The following is a 20,037-nucleotide window of genomic DNA, read 5'->3' as shown; positions in this document are numbered from 1 at the left end:
TTTAGTAAAGAAAATGAATCGTCCAGATGTAGATGCCGATTTGAAAGCTGAGATTAAAGCGATTTATGAGGAAAATGAAGGTCGTTATGGTTACCGTCGCATTCGTGATGAATTAACGAATCGTGGCCAGAAAGTGAACCACAAGAAGGTTCAGCGCATTATGAAAGAGCTTGGGTTAAAGTGTGTTGTGCGTATGAAGAAATATAAATCCTATAAAGGAAAAGTCGGTAGAATTGCACCTAATATTTTAGAGCGTAATTTTCATACAGATGCACCGAATCAAAAGTGGGTAACAGACATCACAGAGTTTAAATTGTTTGGAGAAAAACTGTATGTATCACCTGTATTAGATTTGTATAATGGTGAAATTATTACCTATACAATTGGTTCTAGACCGACGTATTCGCTTGTTTCAGGCATGTTAGAGAAAGCATTGGAACGTTTACCTGAAACCCACCAGCTACTGATGCATTCGGATCAAGGATGGCATTATCAAATGAGACAGTACGTCCGGACACTTGAATCAAGAGCTATCGTCCAGAGTATGTCTCGAAAAGGCAACTGTTACGACAACGCAGTAATAGAAAATTTCTTTGGGATTATGAAGTCGGAGTTCCTCTACATAAAAGAATTTGAAAATGTAGAGCACTTTAAAATAGAATTAGAAAAATATATAGATTATTATAATACGAAACGGATTAAGGCAAAATTAAAAATGAGCCCAGTACAATACCGGACTCACTTTTATCAAGCTGCCTAATGAAATAACCGTGTCTAACTTTTAGGGGTCACTTCATTTTGAATTGCTCTTTTTTTAAAACGTCTATGAATACGGTAAATGAAATTATATTAACGGTAATTTAAATGAAATTTTTTCTTGTCTTATTACGCCGTTTTCAAGACTTTAATACCTTTTACGATATTCCAAATGAAGTAGTAAATTCCTACAAGAATGAACACTGTATATGTGATAATCATTCCAATTCCAGCACCGTCAGATTGATTGAAACCTAAACCGTACATTCCTGATACTGCTAGTCCTCCAAATAAGATTGCGTATGGGAAAACATGTGACCAAAATGCTTTTTTCGCGTGATACTTCACTTCATCTTCTGCAACAAAGTACACGATAATTGGTAGTAAAAATGGTGCAAAAAAGATACTAAAGTAACATAACGAAGATAAAATATTATTTCCTTTCATCCGATTCACCTCTAAATAGTTTTTGTTACTTTCATTATGTCAGGAAATCATTCTAGAAACTATCGCTTTACCTTTCACTAACGTGACATATTTGTAAGATTTTCCTCAAATTAAATCCCGTCTGAAGTTTCAGACGGGATCACTTTCACTATATTCGATTCATAAACCAATACTGTGTAATGGCTAAATATTCTCGTACATTCGATGGAATGATGATTGGTTTCGGTGTTTTTGCCGGAAGACCTTCTAATTGTAAACCTTGTTTGGCAGCTATTTTTTTCGCTCTAAACATATGAAAATCGTTTGTTACGATCATACCTTTTTTCATATCGGCTGGAATTAACGGTTTTGAGAATGTAATATTCTCATCTGTACTCGTAGATTTGTCCTCCATTATAATACGGTCTTCTGCGATGTTTTGTTTTATTAGTCCTTGTTTCATTGCTAATGCTTCTGAAATGTCTTCACCTTTTCCTTGTCCTCCAGATACGATAGCGATTGTTTTCTCATGTGATTTTAAATATTCAGCTGCTTTATCAATACGATATTGCAATGAATAAGATGGTTTCGTTCCATTTACTTTCGATCCTAGTACAATTATGTACTCAGCATCGTCACTTGCATTCATATGTCCATGCTTATAAATGTGATATTGTAAAAACCCCGCATATACGGCGCAAATCATTATAACAACTAAAATACACTTTATTATTTTCTTCTTTCTCATACTCATATACTCCTATTTTCTTTTACTTCCTTCATGATAATATCCATTTATTTGTTTGTATACAGACAAATTCCAATAAACCCTAAATTATCCTCTGAAAGGTAATATTTATATTACTTTCGGGAATAGTAAGTACAACTTTACACCAAGGAGTGTCTCTATTGCTTCTCTTTTTATGTAACGTGTCGTTCTTTTTCATCTTATTTTTACTATCGCTTAAGTTACTCGGTAAATCCGCGTTAGCACAACTAACTCCTCATGATTTTGGGGCTATAATCTTTTTATCTTATTTAGCTTTCCAGGCCATACCCGTCTCTGGTGCTTTACAAGCATTTCTCGGTATGGTTGTTATTACATGTTTACATTTACTCCTTACAAAATTAAGCCTATTCAACAAACTAAATCGTTTTATTCTCGGACACCCTATCATTTTAATTAAACATGGTGATATTATTTTTGAGAACTTACAAAAAAGTAGATATCCCATTGCCGAACTACTTTCTAATCTTCGCGTTGCAGGATATCCGAGTGTTCATGAAATTGAATACGCCATTTTAGAAGCGAACGGAGCTATTAGTATTTTACCAAAAAGAGAACTTGTACCATTAACTCCAAAAGATTTAAACATAGATGTTAAGTATGCTGGATTACCAATTGCACTTATCGTCGATTCACAAATTCAATACGATAACTTAAAGTTAATCCATAAAGATGAAAAATGGTTATATAAAGAATTAAAAGAAAAAGGAATTACAAATATTAAAAACGTTGCTTTCGCTTCTGTTCAAGAAACGGATGGATCTTTTGCGATTAGTTTAAAGGAATAAAAAAATCCCCTTAATTGCTTAAGGGGATTTTCTTCATCATATCGCTTCTTTCTCTCCTGCCATATTTAATGGAACAGGATGTTTCATACGATTCATCGTAAATACGATAATTGCTGTCATTACTTCAGCAACTGGCATAACGAGCCAAATTCCGTTTATCCCAAATAATTTCGGCATAATCCATAACAATGGAATGATAAATAGTAACCCTCGGCTCATTATAATCAGTACTGATTTCTTCGTTTGTCGCACTGATTGGAAGTACTCTCCATACACAATGTTATAGCCTAAAAATACGTATTGAATAAAGAATAAGCTAATACCCGTTAATGTTAACTCCAATAATTCTGGAGATTGGACATCAAATAGACCAATGATATATTTCCCGAAGAATAATCCGACAATTATCGCAATGCCCCCAAGTACAACAGCAATTTTCACAGCAAACTGCAATCCTTCACGCAATCTTTCTGATAAGTTTGCCCCGTAATGGAAACTAGCAATCGGTTGCAATGCAGCACCTACACCGAAGAATAATAGTAATGCCATTGCATGAATACTATTCACCATCGCATAGGAAGCTACTCCTACTTCTCCTGCATATTGGACGAATGCGATATTAAAACCAATCGTTACGATTGCAACCGTACTTTCTGCTGTAAAACTTGGGAAACCAATCACCATAATTTGTTTGACAGTATCCCATTCAAAATGGAATTTCGTCCATTTTAAAATACTACTTTTTCTAAAGAAATGAGTTAATAATACAAGAAAACCAATCGCTGCCGAAAGAATAGTCGCTGAAGCAGCACCTGTTACCCCCCATCCAAAGATAAAAATAAAGATATAGTCAAATACTATATTTAATACAGCCGTTACAACAAGACCTGCCATTGCTAAATTAGGATTTCCATCATTTCGTATAAATGTACTTAAAATATTTTCTAAAACGTATATCATTCCAAATGTTAATAATACGTGTAAATAGTCTAACGCATATGGTAAAATCACTTCATTTGCACCAAATAAGTATGCTAAATCTTCTATTCTCCATAAACAAATAGCCGCTAAAACACCTACGATAACAACTGCTACCGTCATGGATTGAGTAAAAATAGACCTTGCTCTTTCTCGTTTATTTTCACCTAATGCAATGGAATATAACGTTGCCCCGCCCATTCCGATCCATAATGAAATAGAGAAAAAAATCGAAAACGCTGGAATAGCCACGTTTACTCCTGCTAAACCATTCGCCCCAACTCCTCTACTAATCATGACCGCATCAATTACAATATTAACTGACATTAATACCATTCCTAGAACAGCTGGTATTAAATAAGAAATAAATAAACTTTTTATCGGTTTTTCTCTTAATTTTTCTGTTGCTTCCATACTCTAATATGCTCCTTTTTTCAACTCTCTTTCCTCAGTTTAAACCTTCAAGTAACTTGAAGGTCAATAGAGAATTAAAAAATAGGTAACTTAATTATCGCGTTTGATGCTCATTTGTAATTATACGAGTCCTATAACTTATTGCTTTGTTTTTTCATTATAGGAATTTGAATTTCTGTTACTTGCTCCTCTGGATTTTCTGTTACAGACCAATCAATTAATGCAATCTCAATCGAATCTCCGTCTATTTCATATCCTTCTTGATCAATATATTTTATTAATTTCTTATATGTTTCATCAGTTTCTTCATATGGCCCGTGGTGATATACACAGGCAAATATACCTGCTTTAATTTCATCTGAACTATTCACTTGAAAGGGCATGTAATCCAAAAGAATGAAAACACTACTATATGCTTGAAACTCATTTTGCATTAATCCTTTTTTCGCAACAGTTACACCAATATCTCCAGAAAATAAACTATCATCCATTTGCCTCATATTTTTTTGCAACGAATGGATGTAGTACTCAAACATATCATCCGTCGTATTTGGAGCAACCGCAATTGCTGTAATTTTCCGCTGCGGGATCTCTTTAATTACCATTTGTTCAGCTTTTGCTTTTGTTGCTTCCTTAATTAAATGAATTCTATGTTCCATTTTTGCTAAGGCATATTCAATTTCTCTTTGTTTCTTCAGCATCATTTCTTGTTGTTTTTCCAGTAAATTGAGTGCGTATGTTGGATTTCTTTCATCAATATATTTCTTAATTTCCTTTAACGGAATATTTAACTGGCGTAAAAATTTAATCGTATCTAACAGTGAAAATTGATCGATTGTATAATAACGATAATTCGTTTGAGGATCAACAATGGACGGATGAAAAATTCCTTTTTCATCATAATACCTCAATGTAGATTCTGCGATATTATGCATTTTTGCCATTTCTCCAATTGTAAAGCGTTTATTTAATAACATGTTTCCTTCTCCAATTCATTAAAAATATTGCCTTATTTCTTCTTATTATATAGCCATTCCCTTCATACCTAAATCAAATTCCATCATGAAAATCTGCTATTTTTTCATTGATTTTTAATAAATTTTATTATATATTAATTACAGGTTCAAATTACAAGTTCAAAAGAACTTGTAATCAGACCCTTTTGTTTAATGGGTTTTACATATTTTCATTAGGCAAATTCCGAGAAATCGTATGATAAAATTAAAAATGACGAGGAGAGGATCAGATGGAATTCGAATTTTTCTTTCAAATTGCACTTATTTTATTAAGTACAAAGCTTGCTGGTGATCTTAGTGTTAGATTAGGTCAACCTTCTGTACTAGGTAAATTAATTGTCGGTATCGTTATCGGTCCAGCTGTATTAGGTTGGATTGAAAATTCAGAGCTTCTAACTCAATTAAGTAATGTCGGAGTTATTCTTTTAATGTTTATGGCTGGACTTGAAACAGACTTAGAAGAATTAAACGCAAATCGTAATTCTTCTTTAGCAGTTGCACTCGGAGGTATCATTCTTCCATTCGTAGGTGGTTACGTTTCCGGTCTTGTGATGGGAATGGAACAAGGAAACGCTGTATTCTTAGGATTACTTCTATGTGCGACAAGTGTTAGTATTTCCGTACAAACACTTCGTGATTTAGGTAAAATGAAAACACGTGAAAGTACGACGATGCTTGGAGCCGCTGTATTTGATGACATTCTTGTTGTTATTTTATTAGCATTTGCAATGAGCTTCTTAGGTACTGATGATGTTAACTTAACAATGGTTATCTTGAAGAAAGTAGTATTCTTCGCTTCTATTATTTTAATCGGATGGAAAGGTGTTCCTGCGATTATGCGCTGGTTATCACCACTGCGCGTATCTGAGTCTATCGTGAGCGCGGCTCTTATCATCTGTTTCTCATTCGCATATTTCGGCGAATTATTAGGAATTGCTGGTATTATCGGTGCTTTCGCTGCTGGTATTGCAATTTCTCAAACAAACTACAAACATGAAGTAGAAAAGAAAGTAGAACCAATTGCTTACGCTATGTTCGTTCCCGTATTCTTCGTTAGTATCGGTATGAATATTACATTTGACGGTATCGGCAATCAAATTTGGTTCATCTTAGCATTAACTGTTATCGCTGTATTAACGAAATTAATCGGCTGTGGATTCGGTGCTCGAATGACTGGATTTGACGCTAAGTCTTCTGCAATTATCGGTGCTGGAATGGTTTCTCGTGGTGAAGTTGCACTTATCATCGCAGGAACAGGACTTTCTTCAGGTCTATTGGCACAAGATTACTTTACAGCAATCGTTATTGTCGTTATTTTAACTACAATGATTACACCACCAATGTTAAAATACACTTTTGGTGCAAAAGATAAAGCAATGAAAGCAAGTAAATAAATTTACTATAATAAAAGGAGATTGCTATTTTATAAGATAGCAATCTCCTTTTTGTTTTATCTTTAAACAATCCCGTTCTTTTTTAACCATTTTTCAAAAATAATTCGTGCTTCATCATCATCAATATCATTCCCAAATGAATACACCATAATGCCATAATCATCTATATATTTACCTAGCTTCATTCCCTCCACTTTCTTATAAAAATCGTCTGCCTCATAGTGCGGAATATAAGCATCCCAAACTGGTTCATTTATTCTTTTGTACGCCGTCACTTCTAAATCATATCCGTCTTCATAATATCCGATGTGATAATGTTTGTTAGGATCATATTTCTCCATTAAAAGTCCCCTCCTACTAAACAAGAGCGAGCCTTATATTACAGCTCGCTCCTCTCTCTATTTATTAAATACGCTCCATCGCTGTCTTCAACGTTCCAACAACGAAAGCAATCTCTTCACTTGAAATAACAAGAGGCGGCGCTAATGTTAAAACGTTATTATATCCTGCTGTTGTCATACCGTTTCGTCCTATAATTAAGCCCTTTTCTTTACAAGCATTTACAACACTTGCTATTTTATCATTATCAATTGGCTCTTTCGTCTCTTTATCATTTACTAATTCAATCCCAACTAATAGACCTTTTCCTCTAATATTCCCAACAAGTGGATGTTCCCCAATTTCATCTTTTAGTTGCTCTAATAAAAAGGAACCCATTTGTGCAGATCGCTCAATTAAATTTTCATTTTCCATAATCTCTAAATTTTTAAGTGCTAATGCACAAGCTGCTGGATTCCCACCAAATGTATTAATATGGCGGAAAAATTCATATTCTCCTTTACCTTTAAAAGCCTCATATATTTCTTTTTTCACAGCTGTTGCAGATAATGGTAAATATGCGCTCGTAATACCTTTTGCCATTGTAATAATATCTGGCTTCACATCATAATTCATAAATCCGAATGCTTTTCCTGTACGTCCAAAACCGCAAATCACTTCATCACTAATAAGCAAGGCACCGTGTTTTTGACACGTCTCATGAACAGCTTTCATATAGTCTTGTGGTGGCATTAATATGCCCCCGCCTGTAATAATAGGTTCCATAATAAACGCAGCAATTGTTTCACTTAATTCCCACGTCATAACACGATCGACTTCTTTCACACATTCTACATCATAAATATGCTGCCCTTCAATTTCAGGCATACGGTAACAATCCGGTGGTGTTACATGTAAAAAACCTGAAGCAAACGGCTCATATTGATATCTACGCTGCGCTTGTCCCGTCGCTGCCATTGTCGCCATTGTATTCCCGTGATACCCTCGATAACGTGACATAAATTTATAACGATGTGGTTCACCTTTTTGAGCATAGTATTGTCTTGCTATTTTAAAAGCTGTTTCGTTCGCTTCTGAACCACTATTTGAGAAGAAAATAACATACTCTCCCCCAAGCCACTCATTTAACTTTTCAGCAAGCTTTATAGCTGGCTCATGGGATTGTGACATTGGAAAGTATGATAATGTTTGTAATTGCTTATAAGCCGCTTCTGCGAGCTCTTTTCTTCCATATCCACTATTCACACACCAAAGGCCACTCATACCATCTAAATATCTTTTTCCTTGTATATCTTCAACCCAGCACCCTTCAGCTTTTGCCCCTACCATTGTACTATTTGGACTAAAGGGACGCATTCCGTGCCAAACATATTGCTCATCTTTTGCTAATAATTCATCAGTTTGCTTCGTTTTCATCATTACTTCCACCTTCCATAACAACTTATTTTTCACAAAAGCTGCGCTGGTGCCATGATGACTTAAATTTCTCCCTGCTATTTTCATTCCACAAAATTAAGACAAATCCTACTTACAAATCAGTAATATTTACAAGAAAATGACAAAAGAAAAAAGAGCTTTTCTTATCTATCGAAAAGCTCCTCTTTTATTTAATGTGAAGACGCATCGCTAATGCCATGACCAGTATTAGATTTCACGAGAATTTCATCAAATTTCGCTGCATCTTCTTTCTTACTAGATAAAACCGTTCCTAAATATGCTGCAAGAAATCCGAGTGGAATTGAAATAATTCCTGGTGTCGTATATGGGAATAACGCTTCCCCAACAAAAATAGCTTTTCCAGCTACAGGGTTCCAAACATTCGGACTCAACGCTACGAGAACAATTGCTGATACGAGACCTACAATCATACCCGAAATAGCACCCGTTGTATTAAAACGCTTCCAATATATTGTAAATAAAATTACTGGTAGATTTGCACTCGCTGCAACTGCAAATGCTAATGATACTAAAAATGCTACGTTTAATGTTTGGGCAAATAATGCAAGTATGATAGATAGTATCGCTACTCCAATAGATGCATAACGAGCCATGGATACTTGCTCTTTTTCCGTTGATTTTCCTTTACGAATGATTTCATTATAAAAATCATGAGCGAATGCTGATGCTGCTGTTAATACAAGACCTGCCACTACAGCCAAAATCGTTGCAAAAGCAATTGCTGATACGAAAGCAAATAAGAAGTCTCCACCTAACGCTTTGGCTAATAAAGGTGCCGCCATATTACCAGCTGGGTTCGCTTTAATAATCGCTTCATTTCCTACAAACGCTGCCGCACCAAATCCTAAGAAAATCGTCATAATATAAAATGCACCAATTAACCACGTCGCATATACGACAGATTGACGCGCAGTTTTTGCATCACGTACTGTAAAAAATCGGACAAGTATATGCGGTAATCCAGCTGTACCAAGTACTAGTCCTAAATTTAAAGAAAGTGTATCAAGACCATCCTTATACTTTACACCTGGATTTAAAAATGAATCTTTTAAAGGTGTAGCTGTTTTCATTTGAGCGAACATTTCAGTCACGCTGAAGTTGAATTTTGCGAAAACGATAACAGAAATAATAAACGTACCAGCCATAAGTAATACAGCCTTTACGATTTGTACCCAGCTCGTTGCTGTCATACCTCCAAAAATAACATACACCGTCATAAGTGTTCCAACGATTAATACAGATGTCGTATATTCAATCCCTAATAATAATTTAATAAGTGCACCCGCGCCAACTAATTGTGCAATCATATAAAAGATAGAAATCGTCATCGTATTAAGAGCTGCAACTCCGCGAACTTTTTTCGCATCAAAGCGTGCTGCAATCATATCCGCCAAAGTGTACTTTCCTAAATTTCTAAGCGGTTCTGCAACAAGATACAGTACAACTAAATAAGCAACTAAAAAACCGATACTATAAAAGAATCCATCAAACCCAGTTAATGCGATTGCTCCGGCTATACCAAGAAATGAAGCAGCAGACATGTAATCTCCAGCGATGGCCAGACCATTTTGCCAACCAGTTAATCCCCCTCCGGCCGTATAAAATTCACTCGCATTTTTCGTTTTTTTCGATGCAAAATATGTTATGACGAGCGTACCAAGAACAATAATTAAAAATAGTGCAAATGCAGTAGTATTCAAGTTCAGCCCCTCCCTTTTTGCATATCTTGCAGAATTTTTTGGGAGATTTCATCAAATGACTCTGCTTTTTTGCTATAAATCATACATAGTGCCCATGTCATAATAAATTGGGAAAAAGCAAATACCCACGCCCATGTAACGTCACCAAATGCAGGTGTATTAAGCACCTTTGAATACGACGTTAAAATAGGTAATGCGATAAAAAAACTAAAAAAGAAAATACTCATTGGAATGATAAACTTCTTTTTCGTATTTAATAACAATTGAAATTCTTCCGACTGAACAACCTCTGTATAATTCACCTCATTTTGCAACTTACGTGCTGACGTATCATCTCGTTTCATTAACCGATCCCCTCTCTTACTTGAAATACACTTCCCCCTTGCATACCTAAAGGCTAAATTTTATAAATATTCAGAAACTTATACTCATTTTAGACAATCCATACATTCATGCAAAGATTTTTCGATAGACATTTTTCGGCAATTTCCCCCAAATTTTTAATATACTTTTTCAAAATAAAGTGACACCTTACTTTTTTTCTTCATTAAGACAAAAGCAGTGCTTAACGCACTACTTTTGTCTTTTTTTCCTTTTCCAAATTACGAGCTGTTTCGCTTAACTCAACATCTTTTCCGTCTTTAAGTGTTCCAAATATAAAATCGAATACTGGATTTGAAACACCGAACCAAAACTTTTCGTTTTTATAATGGTGTAATATATGTTGTTTTTTTAGCCATCTTCCAAACTTAGTGACGGGACGAATCGGTCTATGGGCAATATAATGTTTCCATTCGTAAACGAGCAGCATGATAATCATTCCGATTCCAAATGAAAGTGTAATAGTAACACTTTTTGTAATACCATATGCTATAAGCAAATAAATAGTAAAACTAGGTATACTAAACCATACAGGTAAAAACAAAAGTTTTAAATCCTCTGGATATACGTGGTGATCATAATGTAATCTTCTTAACATTTTTAATAGAAATGTGTTTTTAGGTGGCTTTATATGGAATAAAAAACGATGTGTCATATATTCATTAAGTGTATAGAAAACAATCCCAAACATGCATGCTAACATGCCAATCCAAGAGAAAAATTGCATTTTTAAAATAATAATGAAAATAAATAGAATGCTATACATAATAACGATATCATGTTGTAAAAAGAACTCTTTCCCCACTTTCTTCATCTTGTTTCCCCCTTTTCCCAAAAAACAGCCGCAACATATCGTTACGACTATTTCTTTTCTATTCTTATTCTATTCACTTTACAAATTTGCCTGCTGTTCTATTGTCGAGAAAAAATTATTTGGTCCAAATATATTTTGCTTCGGAATAATATGTTCCACTGCAAACACTGTTACTTCTCCTCTTTGCACTTCTCCAATAATGAGACCAAATATTTCATGATTTACTGCAAACGTCGGTTGCTTTGTTTGTAGCAATCTTGCAGCATTATGAAATACCGCTTCATATAGTGGATTTCTATCAGTAATTTCTTTTCGGATTTTTGGCGCTAACGTAATGATAATTTCTTTTCCGTCAATAGTGGTTCGATACATAAAAATCTCCCCTTCAATCTTATGTGAACAACTGTAAAGCTTTGTATGCAAAATGTATAGAGTAACCTACTAAAATAATACCTGCTCCAGCTGTTATGTAGCCAAGTGCTTTTGGTTTTAATAAAGTTCTTCCAAAATGTACAGAAAAAGCAATATTTAAATTCCATAAAATAATGCCAGCAATAATGCAAAGACTGTACAAAAAAGCTTCTTGTTTCGTTACCTTCGTAAGTAATGAGCTAAGTGTACTTCCGTATATACCAAACCAAAAAACAAGATTTAATGGATTGGATATCGCAATTAAAAATCCTGCCATAAACGATTGTTTAAGGCCACCTACCTCTTCTTTTTTATATTCCATATTCGAGTGGAAAATTCCTTGTTTTACACTTTGAAATCCTAAATAAAATAACAAGAAAAAACCCGTGCAATACATGAAGGCTTGTACATATGTATACATAAACACAGAAGATAAACCGAAATAAATGAGTAACATAAATAAAACATCTGCAGTCATTCCACCAATTCCAACAACCCAAGCATGCCAAAACCCACGTTCAATTCCTCGTTTTAACATTTCAATATTAATCGGCCCTACTGGTGCAGCTAATGAAATACCTAATACGATTTGCTGTATAATTGCTCCAAACATCGCTCTATCCTTTCTACTCTCTTTATTACTAGTTAATGATATAATTTAAAAAAATAGACTAGCTTTCATAATAAAATACCCTTTTTTATCCAAAATATACAAAAGAGCCATCTAGGTGATGGCTCTTACTTTTTTATCTTATGAAGAAACGGGCATTTCCCTTTTATTGGTTCTACATCGTCTCCTATGAAATATTGTTTCCATTCACGATGCTCTGGGTCACCATAATGACTAATGTTAGGATGTTTCGGCAATTGATCCCACTTTTCAACTCGCTCACGGACCATTTGTCTTGAATATGCTCCTTTAGGACGATCTCCCTCTAATCCATCAAAAATAGTGCGTGGCTGAAACCCAATAACGAGAGCATTCCCTAAATGTCTAGTTTTTCGTTGTTTATAAGCTGGCGCATTTCCAAATGCGAATATTGGCTCACCACCAAATGAAAATTCCCATAAATAATGGTCTGGCTCTTCAGGAATTTGCTTTGGCCATGCTTGATCATCGTTTTCATGCAAATACTGTAGCACTTTCCAAAAATAATCGCGGTAATATTCGAGTGATTGTTCTTCACATTCCGGTTCTATAAAAAGGAAAAAGCCCCTTCTTACAATCGGCCTCTCTTTCATTAACTCTAAAAAAGATAACATTGTATGCGGCAAATGACTCCAATCATTATGAGAAAGAAATGAATAACGAAGTTCATTCTTTTTCAAAGCTGTTAAACCGAAATAACATGGAAAAGTTGGTTCTAACACGACACTTGAAAAAATCTCAAATTCTTTTGCAACCCAATCCGGTATGTCGGTTCTCGTTCTTATTCCTTCATTATCTAATAAATAAGACTTATTCATTCTTTCACCTCATTATGTATAGCATTCAATTAAGAATATTACATACTCGGCCTGTCCTATACCTATTTAAAAATTTGACTGAAAAATTATTTAAAAATACAAAAAATAAAATCGCTTACTTGACTAAATTCTCCCAATTCGTGTATATTTAAATTAATCATTTAGCAGAATATTCAAGAATATAGCATTTTTAGTTTATATTATTTTTTAAATGAATTTCACTAAATGAAAATAGTAAACGCTTTTAGGAGGAATTATAACATGCAAGGAAAAGTAAAATGGTTTAACAACGAAAAAGGTTTTGGATTTATCGAAATGGAAGGCGCTGACGATGTATTCGTACATTTCTCTGCTATTCAAGGAGACGGCTACAAAGCTTTAGAAGAAGGTCAAGAAGTATCTTTCGACATTACTGAAGGTAATCGCGGACCTCAAGCTGCTAACGTAGTAAAACTTTAATCCAACATATAACAGGAGGTTACCTTACTTGGTAACCTCCTTTATTATTCCTTTGTATATTTCCGTTTTACAGAGCAAAAACTATGTGAAATGCGCAATATACAAAGGAGGCAGTAACAATGGGATCAGAAGTAAATGATTTTGAAGAAGTAAAATTCCGTGTAGAAACAGCACAAAAAATGGTAGGATCAGCAACAATTTCAATGGATCCAGATACATTAGAGCATGCTACTACTGCAGTAGAAGCAGCTCGCTCACAGCTTGAAATTATGAAATCTGTTGCAGTAGATTTAGATGAACCATTTTTAATGAACGAGGAAAAGAAACTAAGCAAATGCGAGCAGCAATTAAACGAAGCAAAGCACTAAAAAACATCCAGAGAATTTTCTCTGGATGTTTTTTTATGACAACTGTTCTCCATACTTTTTCAATGTTTCTCCAACTGTACATTGTCTTATACAAAATGAATGAGCATAATATTTACTATTTGTCTTTCGATTATGTTCTCGCAAGAAACATCCTTCACAATATGTTTCTAATAAGTCATTTACCTCTGTAATGAGTTGCTTTTTATCCACCTTTGCACCTCTCTATTCGGTTATTTCTTTATGACTATCAATGACTGTCCCTTCTAATGCTTGCGTTGCTAATTGATGTGCTTCTTTATTTTGTTTTCTAGATATCGGTTCACATACAAGTTTTAATTTCATTTGCTTCGCCTTTTGTTCAATTTGATCTAAATAATGGTTTAAATGCTCATCATAACAAGGCCATTCTCCGGCTAATTGCTGCAGTACCACTTGTGAGTCTCCGTGAAGTGTAACTGCTTCATACTTAATCCCTAGTTCCTCGAGTATATTCATACCGTATAATAATGATGCATATTCCGCTTCATTATTATCATATATACCTTCTATATATGCATTGCGGCGAATGCGGTAGTTTGTATTTCCTTTTTTATAATACACACATATACCAACGCCAGCTTCTTTCGTTTGCACATCATACCCCCCATCAAAATAAACTAGTATTTCTTGGGGCTCTTCCTCTACTTGCTTACTTAACTTTTTCATCTCTTTTAATGACCATTCTGCGTCCATTTCATCGTAAAATAAAAGTTCCTTAGCTCTTCCTGTTTTCTCAAAATCCTCTGCAAATTGAAGTACTTCTTCTATGTTCATATACTCTGTTGTTAATTCCGTCTGCAATCCACGCTTCGTTTTATACAACCAATGAATTTTATATTTCATACTACATTCCCCTTATGTAAGACTTCTTATATATATCCGGCTAATTGAAGCCTCACTTTATTTTATTATATTTTATCTAGAGTCACAGCATTATATTCAATATGATTACATACAAAAAGAGCTATCCCTATAGGAATAGCTCTTTCATCTATTACATAAATCTTTCAAATTGTACTCGCTTATTAATCCAGTACATTACAGGCATACCAATCGCCATGACAACAAATTCACCAATTGCACAAGTTAACCAAGACAACATAAATGGTAAACCCAATGCAAGATGAAGTTCAATTGCAATCATAAACATTGTAATTGTAAAGATAACTGTATTAAAAATCATACGAGCCCAAACACCTTTAATAAATCGCATAGAAATAATCGTTGCAACTAACGCAAGAATAGATTGCCCTACTCCAAATACTAAATCGTAAGCGATCATAGGTGAGAAAAAGAGATTCGTTAAAAATACACCTAATACAATTCCGTAAATTGCTTTCTTGTTAAATACAACGAGATGATTAAACATCTCTGAAATACGAAATTGTACATTCGTAAAGCCAAATGGCTGAATAAGCATAGAAACAGCAATATATAATGCCGCTAAAATACCATTACCGACTAAAGTTCTAATATTCATGACAAAATCTCCTTAGTTTTTTTACGTGGGATGGTTTCGAACCACGTTATTCGTTTTTTAAGCAACAAGATTATATTTTACGTGGTAGCCCCTCTTTCGTCAATAGATTCCTATCATAAACTACCTTTTTCCTTTTAGACAACGTATAATGAAACATATGAAAGATTTAGGAGGTTTCACTTCATGACAGCAACAATTCAAAATGAAAAAGTAATCGTTTCCATTTCTGACAAAGGTGCAGAATTACAGAGCGTTCGCTTAAAAGAAGACAACACAGAATATTTATGGCAAGGTGATTCTACTTATTGGGGACGCCGTGCACCAATTTTGTTCCCAATTGTCGGCCGATTAGTAGATAATACATACTACGTAGACGGTAAACCATATTCATTAACACAACACGGTTTCGCTCGTGATCTTACTTTCTCTGTGAAAGAACAAAGCGAAACAAAAATCACTTATATCGTTACTAGTAATGAAGAAACATTAAAAAAATACCCATACGAATTCGAATTACTCGTTTCTTATGAGCTAGATGGACAAAGCGTTCATATAACATATGAAGTAAACAATCCTACTTCTAAAGAGATATTCTTCTCAATCGGAGCACATCCTGGCTTCAACTTCCCTTTATTGGACGGTGAATCATTTACAGATTATCATTTATCGTTTAATGGTTCGGAACGCTTAGAAACAAGCGTATTAGAAGGACCTTATCTTTCAAACAAAAAGCAATTAATCGCTGAAAATACAACTGAATTGCCACTTACATATGATTTATTCAAAAATGATGCGCTTATTTTTGAAAATATGAATACGAATGAAATTTCGATTCGTTCTCATAAACATAATAAATTTGTAAAAGTAGAATTTGATGGCTTCCCATTTGTCGGCGTATGGACACCAGGGGATAACGCACCTTTCTTATGTATTGAACCTTGGTATGGAATCGCTGATGAAATAAATCCAGCAAAAGATTTCAAGGACAAAAAGGGAATTCAATCTTTACAAGCGAATGAAACATTTACATGTCGTTATAGCATCACAATCGGATAACTACTCTATCCCCTACTTCAAAAAGCATTTAAGTAGGGGATAATCTTATAATTTGGAGGTTTCTCATTTTGATTGAAGTATATATTGATGGTGCATCAAAAGGAAATCCTGGTCCTTCTGGTGCAGGAGTGTTTATTAAAGGCGTTCAGCCACCTGTACAATTATCATTACCACTTGGAACAATGTCCAATCATGAAGCAGAATACCGCGCTTTACTTCTAGCATTAAAATATTGCATCGAGCATAATTATAGCACTGTCTCTTTTCGTACAGATTCCCAGCTTGTCGAACGGGCTGTTGAAAAGGAATACGCAAAAAATAAAATATTTGCACCTCTTTTAGATGAAGCGCTGCAGTACATAAAAAACTTCGATCTCTTTTTTATTAAGTGGATTCCAAGTAGTCAAAATAAAGTAGCTGATGAATTAGCTAGAAAAGCTATCTTACAAAATTAACGGGGGTATGAGTGTGAAAAAAGAGTGGATTGCTCCTCTTGCTTTATTATTTGTCTCTTTTATTTGGGGAGCTACGTTTGTTGTCGTTCAAAACGCTATGTCTTTCGTTGGTCCATTTACGTTTAATGGTATTCGCTTTTTATTCGCTGGAATTATTTTATTATTCGTTCAAATTATTTTCTCACAAAAAACTTCAAAACAAGATATAAAACATAGTTGCACGGCAGGGATAATCGTTGGGTTTTTCTTATTTGTCGGTTATTTATTGCAAACATTTGGCTTACTCTATACAACATCTTCAAAAGCAGGTTTCTTAACTGGGCTAAGCATTGTTATGGTCCCAATCTTATCATTTATCTTTTTAAAACAAAAAGCTACCATTTTCATCGTACTTGGTATTGCTGTAGCTACAACAGGTTTGTACTTATTAACAGCTGCTGATTCTTTCCAATTAAATATAGGAGATATACTTGTTCTCGGTTGTGCAGTCGCTTTCGCTGCCCATATTCTTATTAACGGCTTCTTTTCTAAAAAAATATCACCTTTATTATTAAGCACATCTCAAGTATTAGCTGTTGGTATATTTTCTTCTATTTGCGCTTTCTTGTTTGAAGATTGGGAAAAGTTATTTTCAGTATCACTATGGACGAATCAATCCTTTTTATTCGCACTCTTTCTAACTGCCCTGTTTGCAACATCTATTGCTTTTTTCATTCAAACCTCGGCACAAAAACACACTTCTCCAACGAGAGTAGCAATTATTTTCGCAATGGAGCCCGTTTTTGCTGCCTTAACAGGCGTTCTCGTTGCAAATGAACAACTTTCTATTTCTGCTATTATCGGATGTCTATGTATTTTCCTAGGCATGATTTTTGTTGAATTACCTTCCAAAACAAAAAAAGAAGCGCAGGCTGCGTGAAGTTACGCTTGTAACTTCCGCATAAAAGCCTTAGCGCTTTTTTTATCTGTAATTTCTTCTTCTTTCAATCGTTCTAATAACGCAACGAAATAACTACCATCAAACTGCAATTGATGTTTAATTGTCGCTTCTATTGCTACGTTCACAATCCCATCAGACGCACCAGTATATCCTTGTCCGAACATAATAAACCCTTGCGCTTCCTCTGATAATTTAAATCCTTTCGTATGTAAGAATGAAAGATAATCTTCTACTGTTTGCATGTTATTCCCACCTACTCAAAAATTCTCCATCTCCTATCATACATGTTTTTACACGCTATGAGAATGAAATTTCTTTGACAACTTTGTAAATCAATCTTCTACTTCGCTTACAATGGAGGATTTTCTAACAATCTGAAGGAATATGTAAAGTGGAACTTATTTCATATTAAAGGGGAGACACGATGAAACAAGCACTATTAATTATCGACGCTCAACAAGAATTAATTGATGGAAATGAGCAAGAAAATGCAGTTTTTCGTAAAACCGAGCTATTATCTACACTAAATATAGCACTGCAGAAAGCAATAGATTCAAATGCTCTTATTGTTTTCGTAAGAGATATCGATGTTGCTTCTGGTAGTGGCGAAGGATTTGAAGTACATAATCAAATTCAAGTACCCCAGTCTGCAATCCTTATTAATAAAGCAGCAACCAATTCATTCTACGGCACTTCTTTACTTGAACTTTTAAAAGAAGAAAACATTAATCATATTGTTATAGGCGGATGTAAAACCGAACATTGCATTGACACTGCGGTTAGGACAGCAACTGTACAAGGATTTGACGTTACATTAATTAAAAACGGGCATTCAACAACTGATTCTAACGTATTGTCTGCAGAACAAATTATTGGTCATCACAATAAAACTTTACACGGTCATTATAACGTTGATAATTTTTCTATGGTGAGAGATATCGAGGAAGACCTCTTTCAGCCAACTCATGACCAATATCGTGATTAAATTGGATAAAGTGAAACTTTAATCAGTGGTGGTTTGTTGATCCCCCACCTAACTTCTTTGCTTCCGCTGAATTTTTTGGGTGGGAGTCTTACTGCCCGGCAAATAGCGGGATAAAAAAAGAATCCTTCATTTAAAAGGATTCTTTTTTTATCCAAAAATTTGTGCTGCAATACTATATAGTTCACCATTTCTTTTTAATAACCGATTACTATTTTTCATCATAATTGGCGGTGTATTCACCTTTTTAAAACCAGCAATCTCTAATTCTTTCATGAAACCGTTTTTTCCTTCTGGTACATCCATTCTTAATTTTCCATTATGCCCTCTTGCTAAATCATGTACTATTCTCATTGCCATCGCATTATTTTTAGCAACGACTGGTCCTATTATTTTATTTTCCGACGTTTGTATACTTATACCGTATCCTACTACATCTTCTTTCGTATCCTTTACAACGACACACCGCTCACTTTGCATAATTCTTTGTTTTAAAAACCCGTTTCGGCTTGTCCCAAATGCGCCTTCATCTATTTTTATTATTCCTTCTAAATCACTCTCTCTATAAACCATCATATATTCTTCATTTTCTGCACATTTATGATTGGCATTGTACGAGTTACAAATATATTTAGAAACATAGCTTACTACCCTAAATCCTAATTTTTCATATAAGGGCTTCCCTTCATCCGTAGCAATAAGCATAATTGGAGTTTGAGCTGATACGCTATTCATGCATGAATTCGTTATCACCCTTCCTATTCCTCTTCCCTTATAGTCTGGATGTACAATTACCATTCCGATAGATGCCAACGCCTCCCCGTATAATATTATTGCTGCGCTAGCAATAAGTTCCTTTCTCTCATTCCATACGCCGTATACAATACCTGAGTTAAAAATTGTTTCAACTTCTTCCCTGTTATAATCCCAACCAATATAAGAAGATAATGATACAATATCGCCTATTTGTTCTTCCCTAAGACGCTCCAACCTAATTTCTAATTCACTCATACTCCATCCCCTTATCTAGACATTTAAATCATTATTACTAAATCAACTTGTACATGTTTCCCTTTATTTGTCACACACATATGTTATTTTGACCAAGACTATATTGTAAATGAGGTGA

At 34.6% G+C, this 20,037-nt stretch carries 26 protein-coding genes and 1 riboswitch; of the genes, 9 read left to right on the top strand and 17 right to left on the bottom strand.

Features of this window, described 5'->3' with window-relative positions:
* A partial coding sequence (locus ACS2FK_RS09125; protein ID WP_438899428.1) for an IS3 family transposase occupies nt 1-760 on the top strand: 760 nt, incomplete at its 5' end.
* Nucleotides 761-885: 125 nt separating this feature from the next.
* Here the strand turns inward: ACS2FK_RS09125 and ACS2FK_RS09120 are convergent.
* Complete coding sequence (locus tag ACS2FK_RS09120) at nt 886-1,203, bottom strand: DUF4870 domain-containing protein (RefSeq protein WP_063546959.1); 318 nt, start codon at nt 1,201-1,203, stop codon at nt 886-888.
* A 148-nt stretch (nt 1,204-1,351) separates the two neighbouring features.
* On the bottom strand, nt 1,352-1,930 hold the full coding sequence (locus tag ACS2FK_RS09115; protein WP_001227657.1) for a YdcF family protein: 579 nt from the start codon (nt 1,928-1,930) through the stop codon (nt 1,352-1,354).
* A gap of 161 nt (nt 1,931-2,091) precedes the next feature.
* Between ACS2FK_RS09115 and ACS2FK_RS09110 the strand changes: the two genes are divergently transcribed.
* Nucleotides 2,092-2,757 (top strand): DUF421 domain-containing protein, encoded by a 666-nt coding sequence (locus ACS2FK_RS09110; RefSeq protein ID WP_000923922.1) that lies wholly within the window; start codon nt 2,092-2,094, stop codon nt 2,755-2,757.
* Between the two features lie 36 nt (nt 2,758-2,793).
* Here the strand turns inward: ACS2FK_RS09110 and ACS2FK_RS09105 are convergent, their stop codons facing one another.
* Both ACS2FK_RS09105 and ACS2FK_RS09100 read right to left on the bottom strand, forming a co-directional pair.
* On the bottom strand, nt 2,794-4,149 hold the full coding sequence (locus tag ACS2FK_RS09105; protein ID WP_000388396.1) for an MATE family efflux transporter: 1,356 nt from the start codon (nt 4,147-4,149) through the stop codon (nt 2,794-2,796).
* A 131-nt stretch (nt 4,150-4,280) separates the two neighbouring features.
* The gene (locus ACS2FK_RS09100) at nt 4,281-5,126 is read right to left on the bottom strand and encodes a MerR family transcriptional regulator (protein WP_000925940.1); all 846 of its coding nucleotides are present in this window, start codon (nt 5,124-5,126) and stop codon (nt 4,281-4,283) included.
* A gap of 269 nt (nt 5,127-5,395) precedes the next feature.
* Between ACS2FK_RS09100 and ACS2FK_RS09095 the strand changes: the two genes are divergently transcribed.
* The gene (locus ACS2FK_RS09095; protein WP_000393901.1) at nt 5,396-6,559 is read left to right on the top strand and encodes a cation:proton antiporter; all 1,164 of its coding nucleotides are present in this window, start codon (nt 5,396-5,398) and stop codon (nt 6,557-6,559) included.
* 62 nt (nt 6,560-6,621) lie between these two features.
* On the opposite strand, the gene ACS2FK_RS09090 is transcribed toward ACS2FK_RS09095, so the two are convergent.
* The 8 genes from ACS2FK_RS09090 to ACS2FK_RS09055 form a co-directional block, all read right to left on the bottom strand.
* Nucleotides 6,622-6,900: a DUF3986 family protein gene (locus ACS2FK_RS09090; protein ID WP_000417068.1), complete on the bottom strand. Its 279-nt coding sequence runs from the start codon at nt 6,898-6,900 to the stop codon at nt 6,622-6,624.
* Nucleotides 6,901-6,964: 64 nt separating this feature from the next.
* Nucleotides 6,965-8,314, bottom strand: coding sequence for an aspartate aminotransferase family protein (locus ACS2FK_RS09085; protein ID WP_140157238.1), 1,350 nt, complete (start codon nt 8,312-8,314; stop codon nt 6,965-6,967).
* Nucleotides 8,315-8,505: 191 nt separating this feature from the next.
* Nucleotides 8,506-10,056, bottom strand: coding sequence for a solute symporter family protein (locus ACS2FK_RS09080; RefSeq protein WP_001098239.1), 1,551 nt, complete (start codon nt 10,054-10,056; stop codon nt 8,506-8,508).
* Between the two features lie 2 nt (nt 10,057-10,058).
* The gene (locus tag ACS2FK_RS09075) at nt 10,059-10,400 is read right to left on the bottom strand and encodes a DUF485 domain-containing protein (protein WP_023521588.1); all 342 of its coding nucleotides are present in this window, start codon (nt 10,398-10,400) and stop codon (nt 10,059-10,061) included.
* 221 nt (nt 10,401-10,621) lie between these two features.
* Nucleotides 10,622-11,251 (bottom strand): sterol desaturase family protein, encoded by a 630-nt coding sequence (locus ACS2FK_RS09070; RefSeq protein WP_063546957.1) that lies wholly within the window; start codon nt 11,249-11,251, stop codon nt 10,622-10,624.
* Nucleotides 11,252-11,329: 78 nt separating this feature from the next.
* On the bottom strand, nt 11,330-11,623 hold the full coding sequence (locus ACS2FK_RS09065) for a hypothetical protein (RefSeq protein WP_000286361.1): 294 nt from the start codon (nt 11,621-11,623) through the stop codon (nt 11,330-11,332).
* Between the two features lie 19 nt (nt 11,624-11,642).
* On the bottom strand, nt 11,643-12,275 hold the full coding sequence (locus ACS2FK_RS09060) for a LysE family transporter (RefSeq protein WP_023521586.1): 633 nt from the start codon (nt 12,273-12,275) through the stop codon (nt 11,643-11,645).
* A 125-nt stretch (nt 12,276-12,400) separates the two neighbouring features.
* Nucleotides 12,401-13,129 carry a YqcI/YcgG family protein gene (locus ACS2FK_RS09055; protein WP_063546956.1) on the bottom strand — a complete coding sequence of 243 codons (729 nt, stop codon included), beginning with the start codon at nt 13,127-13,129 and terminating at the stop codon, nt 12,401-12,403.
* Nucleotides 13,130-13,390: 261 nt separating this feature from the next.
* Between ACS2FK_RS09055 and cspB the strand changes: the two genes are divergently transcribed.
* Together cspB and ACS2FK_RS09045 are read left to right on the top strand one after the other, a co-directional pair.
* Nucleotides 13,391-13,588, top strand: coding sequence for a cold shock-like protein CspB (cspB, locus tag ACS2FK_RS09050; protein WP_001161731.1), 198 nt, complete (start codon nt 13,391-13,393; stop codon nt 13,586-13,588).
* 119 nt (nt 13,589-13,707) lie between these two features.
* A complete protein-coding gene (locus tag ACS2FK_RS09045; RefSeq protein WP_000534400.1) occupies nt 13,708-13,956 on the top strand; it encodes a DUF2564 family protein in 249 nt (82 codons plus the stop codon).
* Between the two features lie 33 nt (nt 13,957-13,989).
* On the opposite strand, the gene ACS2FK_RS09040 is transcribed toward ACS2FK_RS09045, so the two are convergent.
* The 3 genes from ACS2FK_RS09040 to ACS2FK_RS09030 form a co-directional block, all read right to left on the bottom strand.
* Nucleotides 13,990-14,166 carry a zinc-finger domain-containing protein gene (locus ACS2FK_RS09040; protein ID WP_000358801.1) on the bottom strand — a complete coding sequence of 59 codons (177 nt, stop codon included), beginning with the start codon at nt 14,164-14,166 and terminating at the stop codon, nt 13,990-13,992.
* 12 nt (nt 14,167-14,178) lie between these two features.
* Nucleotides 14,179-14,838 (bottom strand): ribonuclease H family protein, encoded by a 660-nt coding sequence (locus tag ACS2FK_RS09035; protein ID WP_000875546.1) that lies wholly within the window; start codon nt 14,836-14,838, stop codon nt 14,179-14,181.
* Between the two features lie 151 nt (nt 14,839-14,989).
* Nucleotides 14,990-15,475: a QueT transporter family protein gene (locus ACS2FK_RS09030; protein ID WP_001026474.1), complete on the bottom strand. Its 486-nt coding sequence runs from the start codon at nt 15,473-15,475 to the stop codon at nt 14,990-14,992.
* A gap of 6 nt (nt 15,476-15,481) precedes the next feature.
* Nucleotides 15,482-15,526: riboswitch (PreQ1 riboswitch) on the bottom strand.
* A 132-nt stretch (nt 15,527-15,658) separates the two neighbouring features.
* Here ACS2FK_RS09030 and ACS2FK_RS09025 point away from each other — a divergent pair.
* From ACS2FK_RS09025 to ACS2FK_RS09015, 3 genes are all read left to right on the top strand, one after another.
* Entirely contained in the window at nt 15,659-16,531 is an 873-nt protein-coding gene (locus ACS2FK_RS09025) for an aldose 1-epimerase family protein (RefSeq protein WP_063546955.1), read from the top strand.
* Nucleotides 16,532-16,599: 68 nt separating this feature from the next.
* On the top strand, nt 16,600-16,986 hold the full coding sequence (locus tag ACS2FK_RS09020; RefSeq protein WP_000573877.1) for a reverse transcriptase-like protein: 387 nt from the start codon (nt 16,600-16,602) through the stop codon (nt 16,984-16,986).
* 13 nt (nt 16,987-16,999) lie between these two features.
* Entirely contained in the window at nt 17,000-17,905 is a 906-nt protein-coding gene (locus ACS2FK_RS09015) for a DMT family transporter (protein WP_063546954.1), read from the top strand.
* Nucleotides 17,906-17,907: 2 nt separating this feature from the next.
* Here ACS2FK_RS09015 and ACS2FK_RS09010 read toward each other — a convergent pair whose 3' ends face one another.
* Nucleotides 17,908-18,168: a DUF6123 family protein gene (locus tag ACS2FK_RS09010; RefSeq protein WP_001195213.1), complete on the bottom strand. Its 261-nt coding sequence runs from the start codon at nt 18,166-18,168 to the stop codon at nt 17,908-17,910.
* A 182-nt stretch (nt 18,169-18,350) separates the two neighbouring features.
* Here ACS2FK_RS09010 and ACS2FK_RS09005 point away from each other — a divergent pair, with 182 nt between their 5' ends.
* Entirely contained in the window at nt 18,351-18,911 is a 561-nt protein-coding gene (locus ACS2FK_RS09005) for a cysteine hydrolase family protein (protein ID WP_000806310.1), read from the top strand.
* 147 nt (nt 18,912-19,058) lie between these two features.
* Here ACS2FK_RS09005 and ACS2FK_RS09000 read toward each other — a convergent pair whose 3' ends face one another.
* Nucleotides 19,059-19,919: a GNAT family N-acetyltransferase gene (locus ACS2FK_RS09000; protein WP_063546953.1), complete on the bottom strand. Its 861-nt coding sequence runs from the start codon at nt 19,917-19,919 to the stop codon at nt 19,059-19,061.
* Nucleotides 19,920-20,037: the final 118 nt, after the last annotated feature.

The sequence above is a fragment of the Bacillus cereus group sp. BceL220 genome (genome assembly GCF_051776965.1).
Taxonomy (GTDB): Bacteria; Bacillota; Bacilli; order Bacillales; family Bacillaceae_G; genus Bacillus_A; species Bacillus_A cereus.
The sequence above is the reverse complement of the archived record's forward strand: the minus strand, read 5'-3'. Positions and strand labels throughout refer to the sequence as shown.

Excerpts from the sequence above, each read along its gene's own strand:
- ACS2FK_RS09055 (WP_063546956.1), bottom strand. The coding sequence starts at position 13,129 with ATGAATAAGTCTTATTTATTAGATAATGAAGGAATAAGAACGAGAACC.
- ACS2FK_RS09030 (WP_001026474.1), bottom strand. The coding sequence starts at position 15,475 with ATGAATATTAGAACTTTAGTCGGTAATGGTATTTTAGCGGCATTATAT.
- ACS2FK_RS09100 (WP_000925940.1), bottom strand. The coding sequence starts at position 5,126 with ATGTTATTAAATAAACGCTTTACAATTGGAGAAATGGCAAAAATGCAT.
- ACS2FK_RS09105 (WP_000388396.1), bottom strand. The coding sequence starts at position 4,149 with ATGGAAGCAACAGAAAAATTAAGAGAAAAACCGATAAAAAGTTTATTT.
- ACS2FK_RS09090 (WP_000417068.1), bottom strand. The coding sequence starts at position 6,900 with ATGGAGAAATATGATCCTAACAAACATTATCACATCGGATATTATGAA.
- ACS2FK_RS09115 (WP_001227657.1), bottom strand. The coding sequence starts at position 1,930 with ATGAGAAAGAAGAAAATAATAAAGTGTATTTTAGTTGTTATAATGATT.
- ACS2FK_RS09005 (WP_000806310.1), top strand. The coding sequence starts at position 18,351 with ATGAAACAAGCACTATTAATTATCGACGCTCAACAAGAATTAATTGAT.
- ACS2FK_RS09065 (WP_000286361.1), bottom strand. The coding sequence starts at position 11,623 with ATGTATCGAACCACTATTGACGGAAAAGAAATTATCATTACGTTAGCG.
- ACS2FK_RS09060 (WP_023521586.1), bottom strand. The coding sequence starts at position 12,275 with ATGTTTGGAGCAATTATACAGCAAATCGTATTAGGTATTTCATTAGCT.
- ACS2FK_RS09000 (WP_063546953.1), bottom strand. The coding sequence starts at position 19,919 with ATGAGTGAATTAGAAATTAGGTTGGAGCGTCTTAGGGAAGAACAAATA.
- ACS2FK_RS09075 (WP_023521588.1), bottom strand. The coding sequence starts at position 10,400 with ATGAAACGAGATGATACGTCAGCACGTAAGTTGCAAAATGAGGTGAAT.
- ACS2FK_RS09120 (WP_063546959.1), bottom strand. The coding sequence starts at position 1,203 with ATGAAAGGAAATAATATTTTATCTTCGTTATGTTACTTTAGTATCTTT.
- ACS2FK_RS09095 (WP_000393901.1), top strand. The coding sequence starts at position 5,396 with ATGGAATTCGAATTTTTCTTTCAAATTGCACTTATTTTATTAAGTACA.
- ACS2FK_RS09025 (WP_063546955.1), top strand. The coding sequence starts at position 15,659 with ATGACAGCAACAATTCAAAATGAAAAAGTAATCGTTTCCATTTCTGAC.
- ACS2FK_RS09045 (WP_000534400.1), top strand. The coding sequence starts at position 13,708 with ATGGGATCAGAAGTAAATGATTTTGAAGAAGTAAAATTCCGTGTAGAA.
- ACS2FK_RS09070 (WP_063546957.1), bottom strand. The coding sequence starts at position 11,251 with ATGAAGAAAGTGGGGAAAGAGTTCTTTTTACAACATGATATCGTTATT.
- ACS2FK_RS09010 (WP_001195213.1), bottom strand. The coding sequence starts at position 18,168 with ATGCAAACAGTAGAAGATTATCTTTCATTCTTACATACGAAAGGATTT.
- ACS2FK_RS09085 (WP_140157238.1), bottom strand. The coding sequence starts at position 8,314 with ATGAAAACGAAGCAAACTGATGAATTATTAGCAAAAGATGAGCAATAT.
- cspB (WP_001161731.1), top strand. The coding sequence starts at position 13,391 with ATGCAAGGAAAAGTAAAATGGTTTAACAACGAAAAAGGTTTTGGATTT.
- ACS2FK_RS09035 (WP_000875546.1), bottom strand. The coding sequence starts at position 14,838 with ATGAAATATAAAATTCATTGGTTGTATAAAACGAAGCGTGGATTGCAG.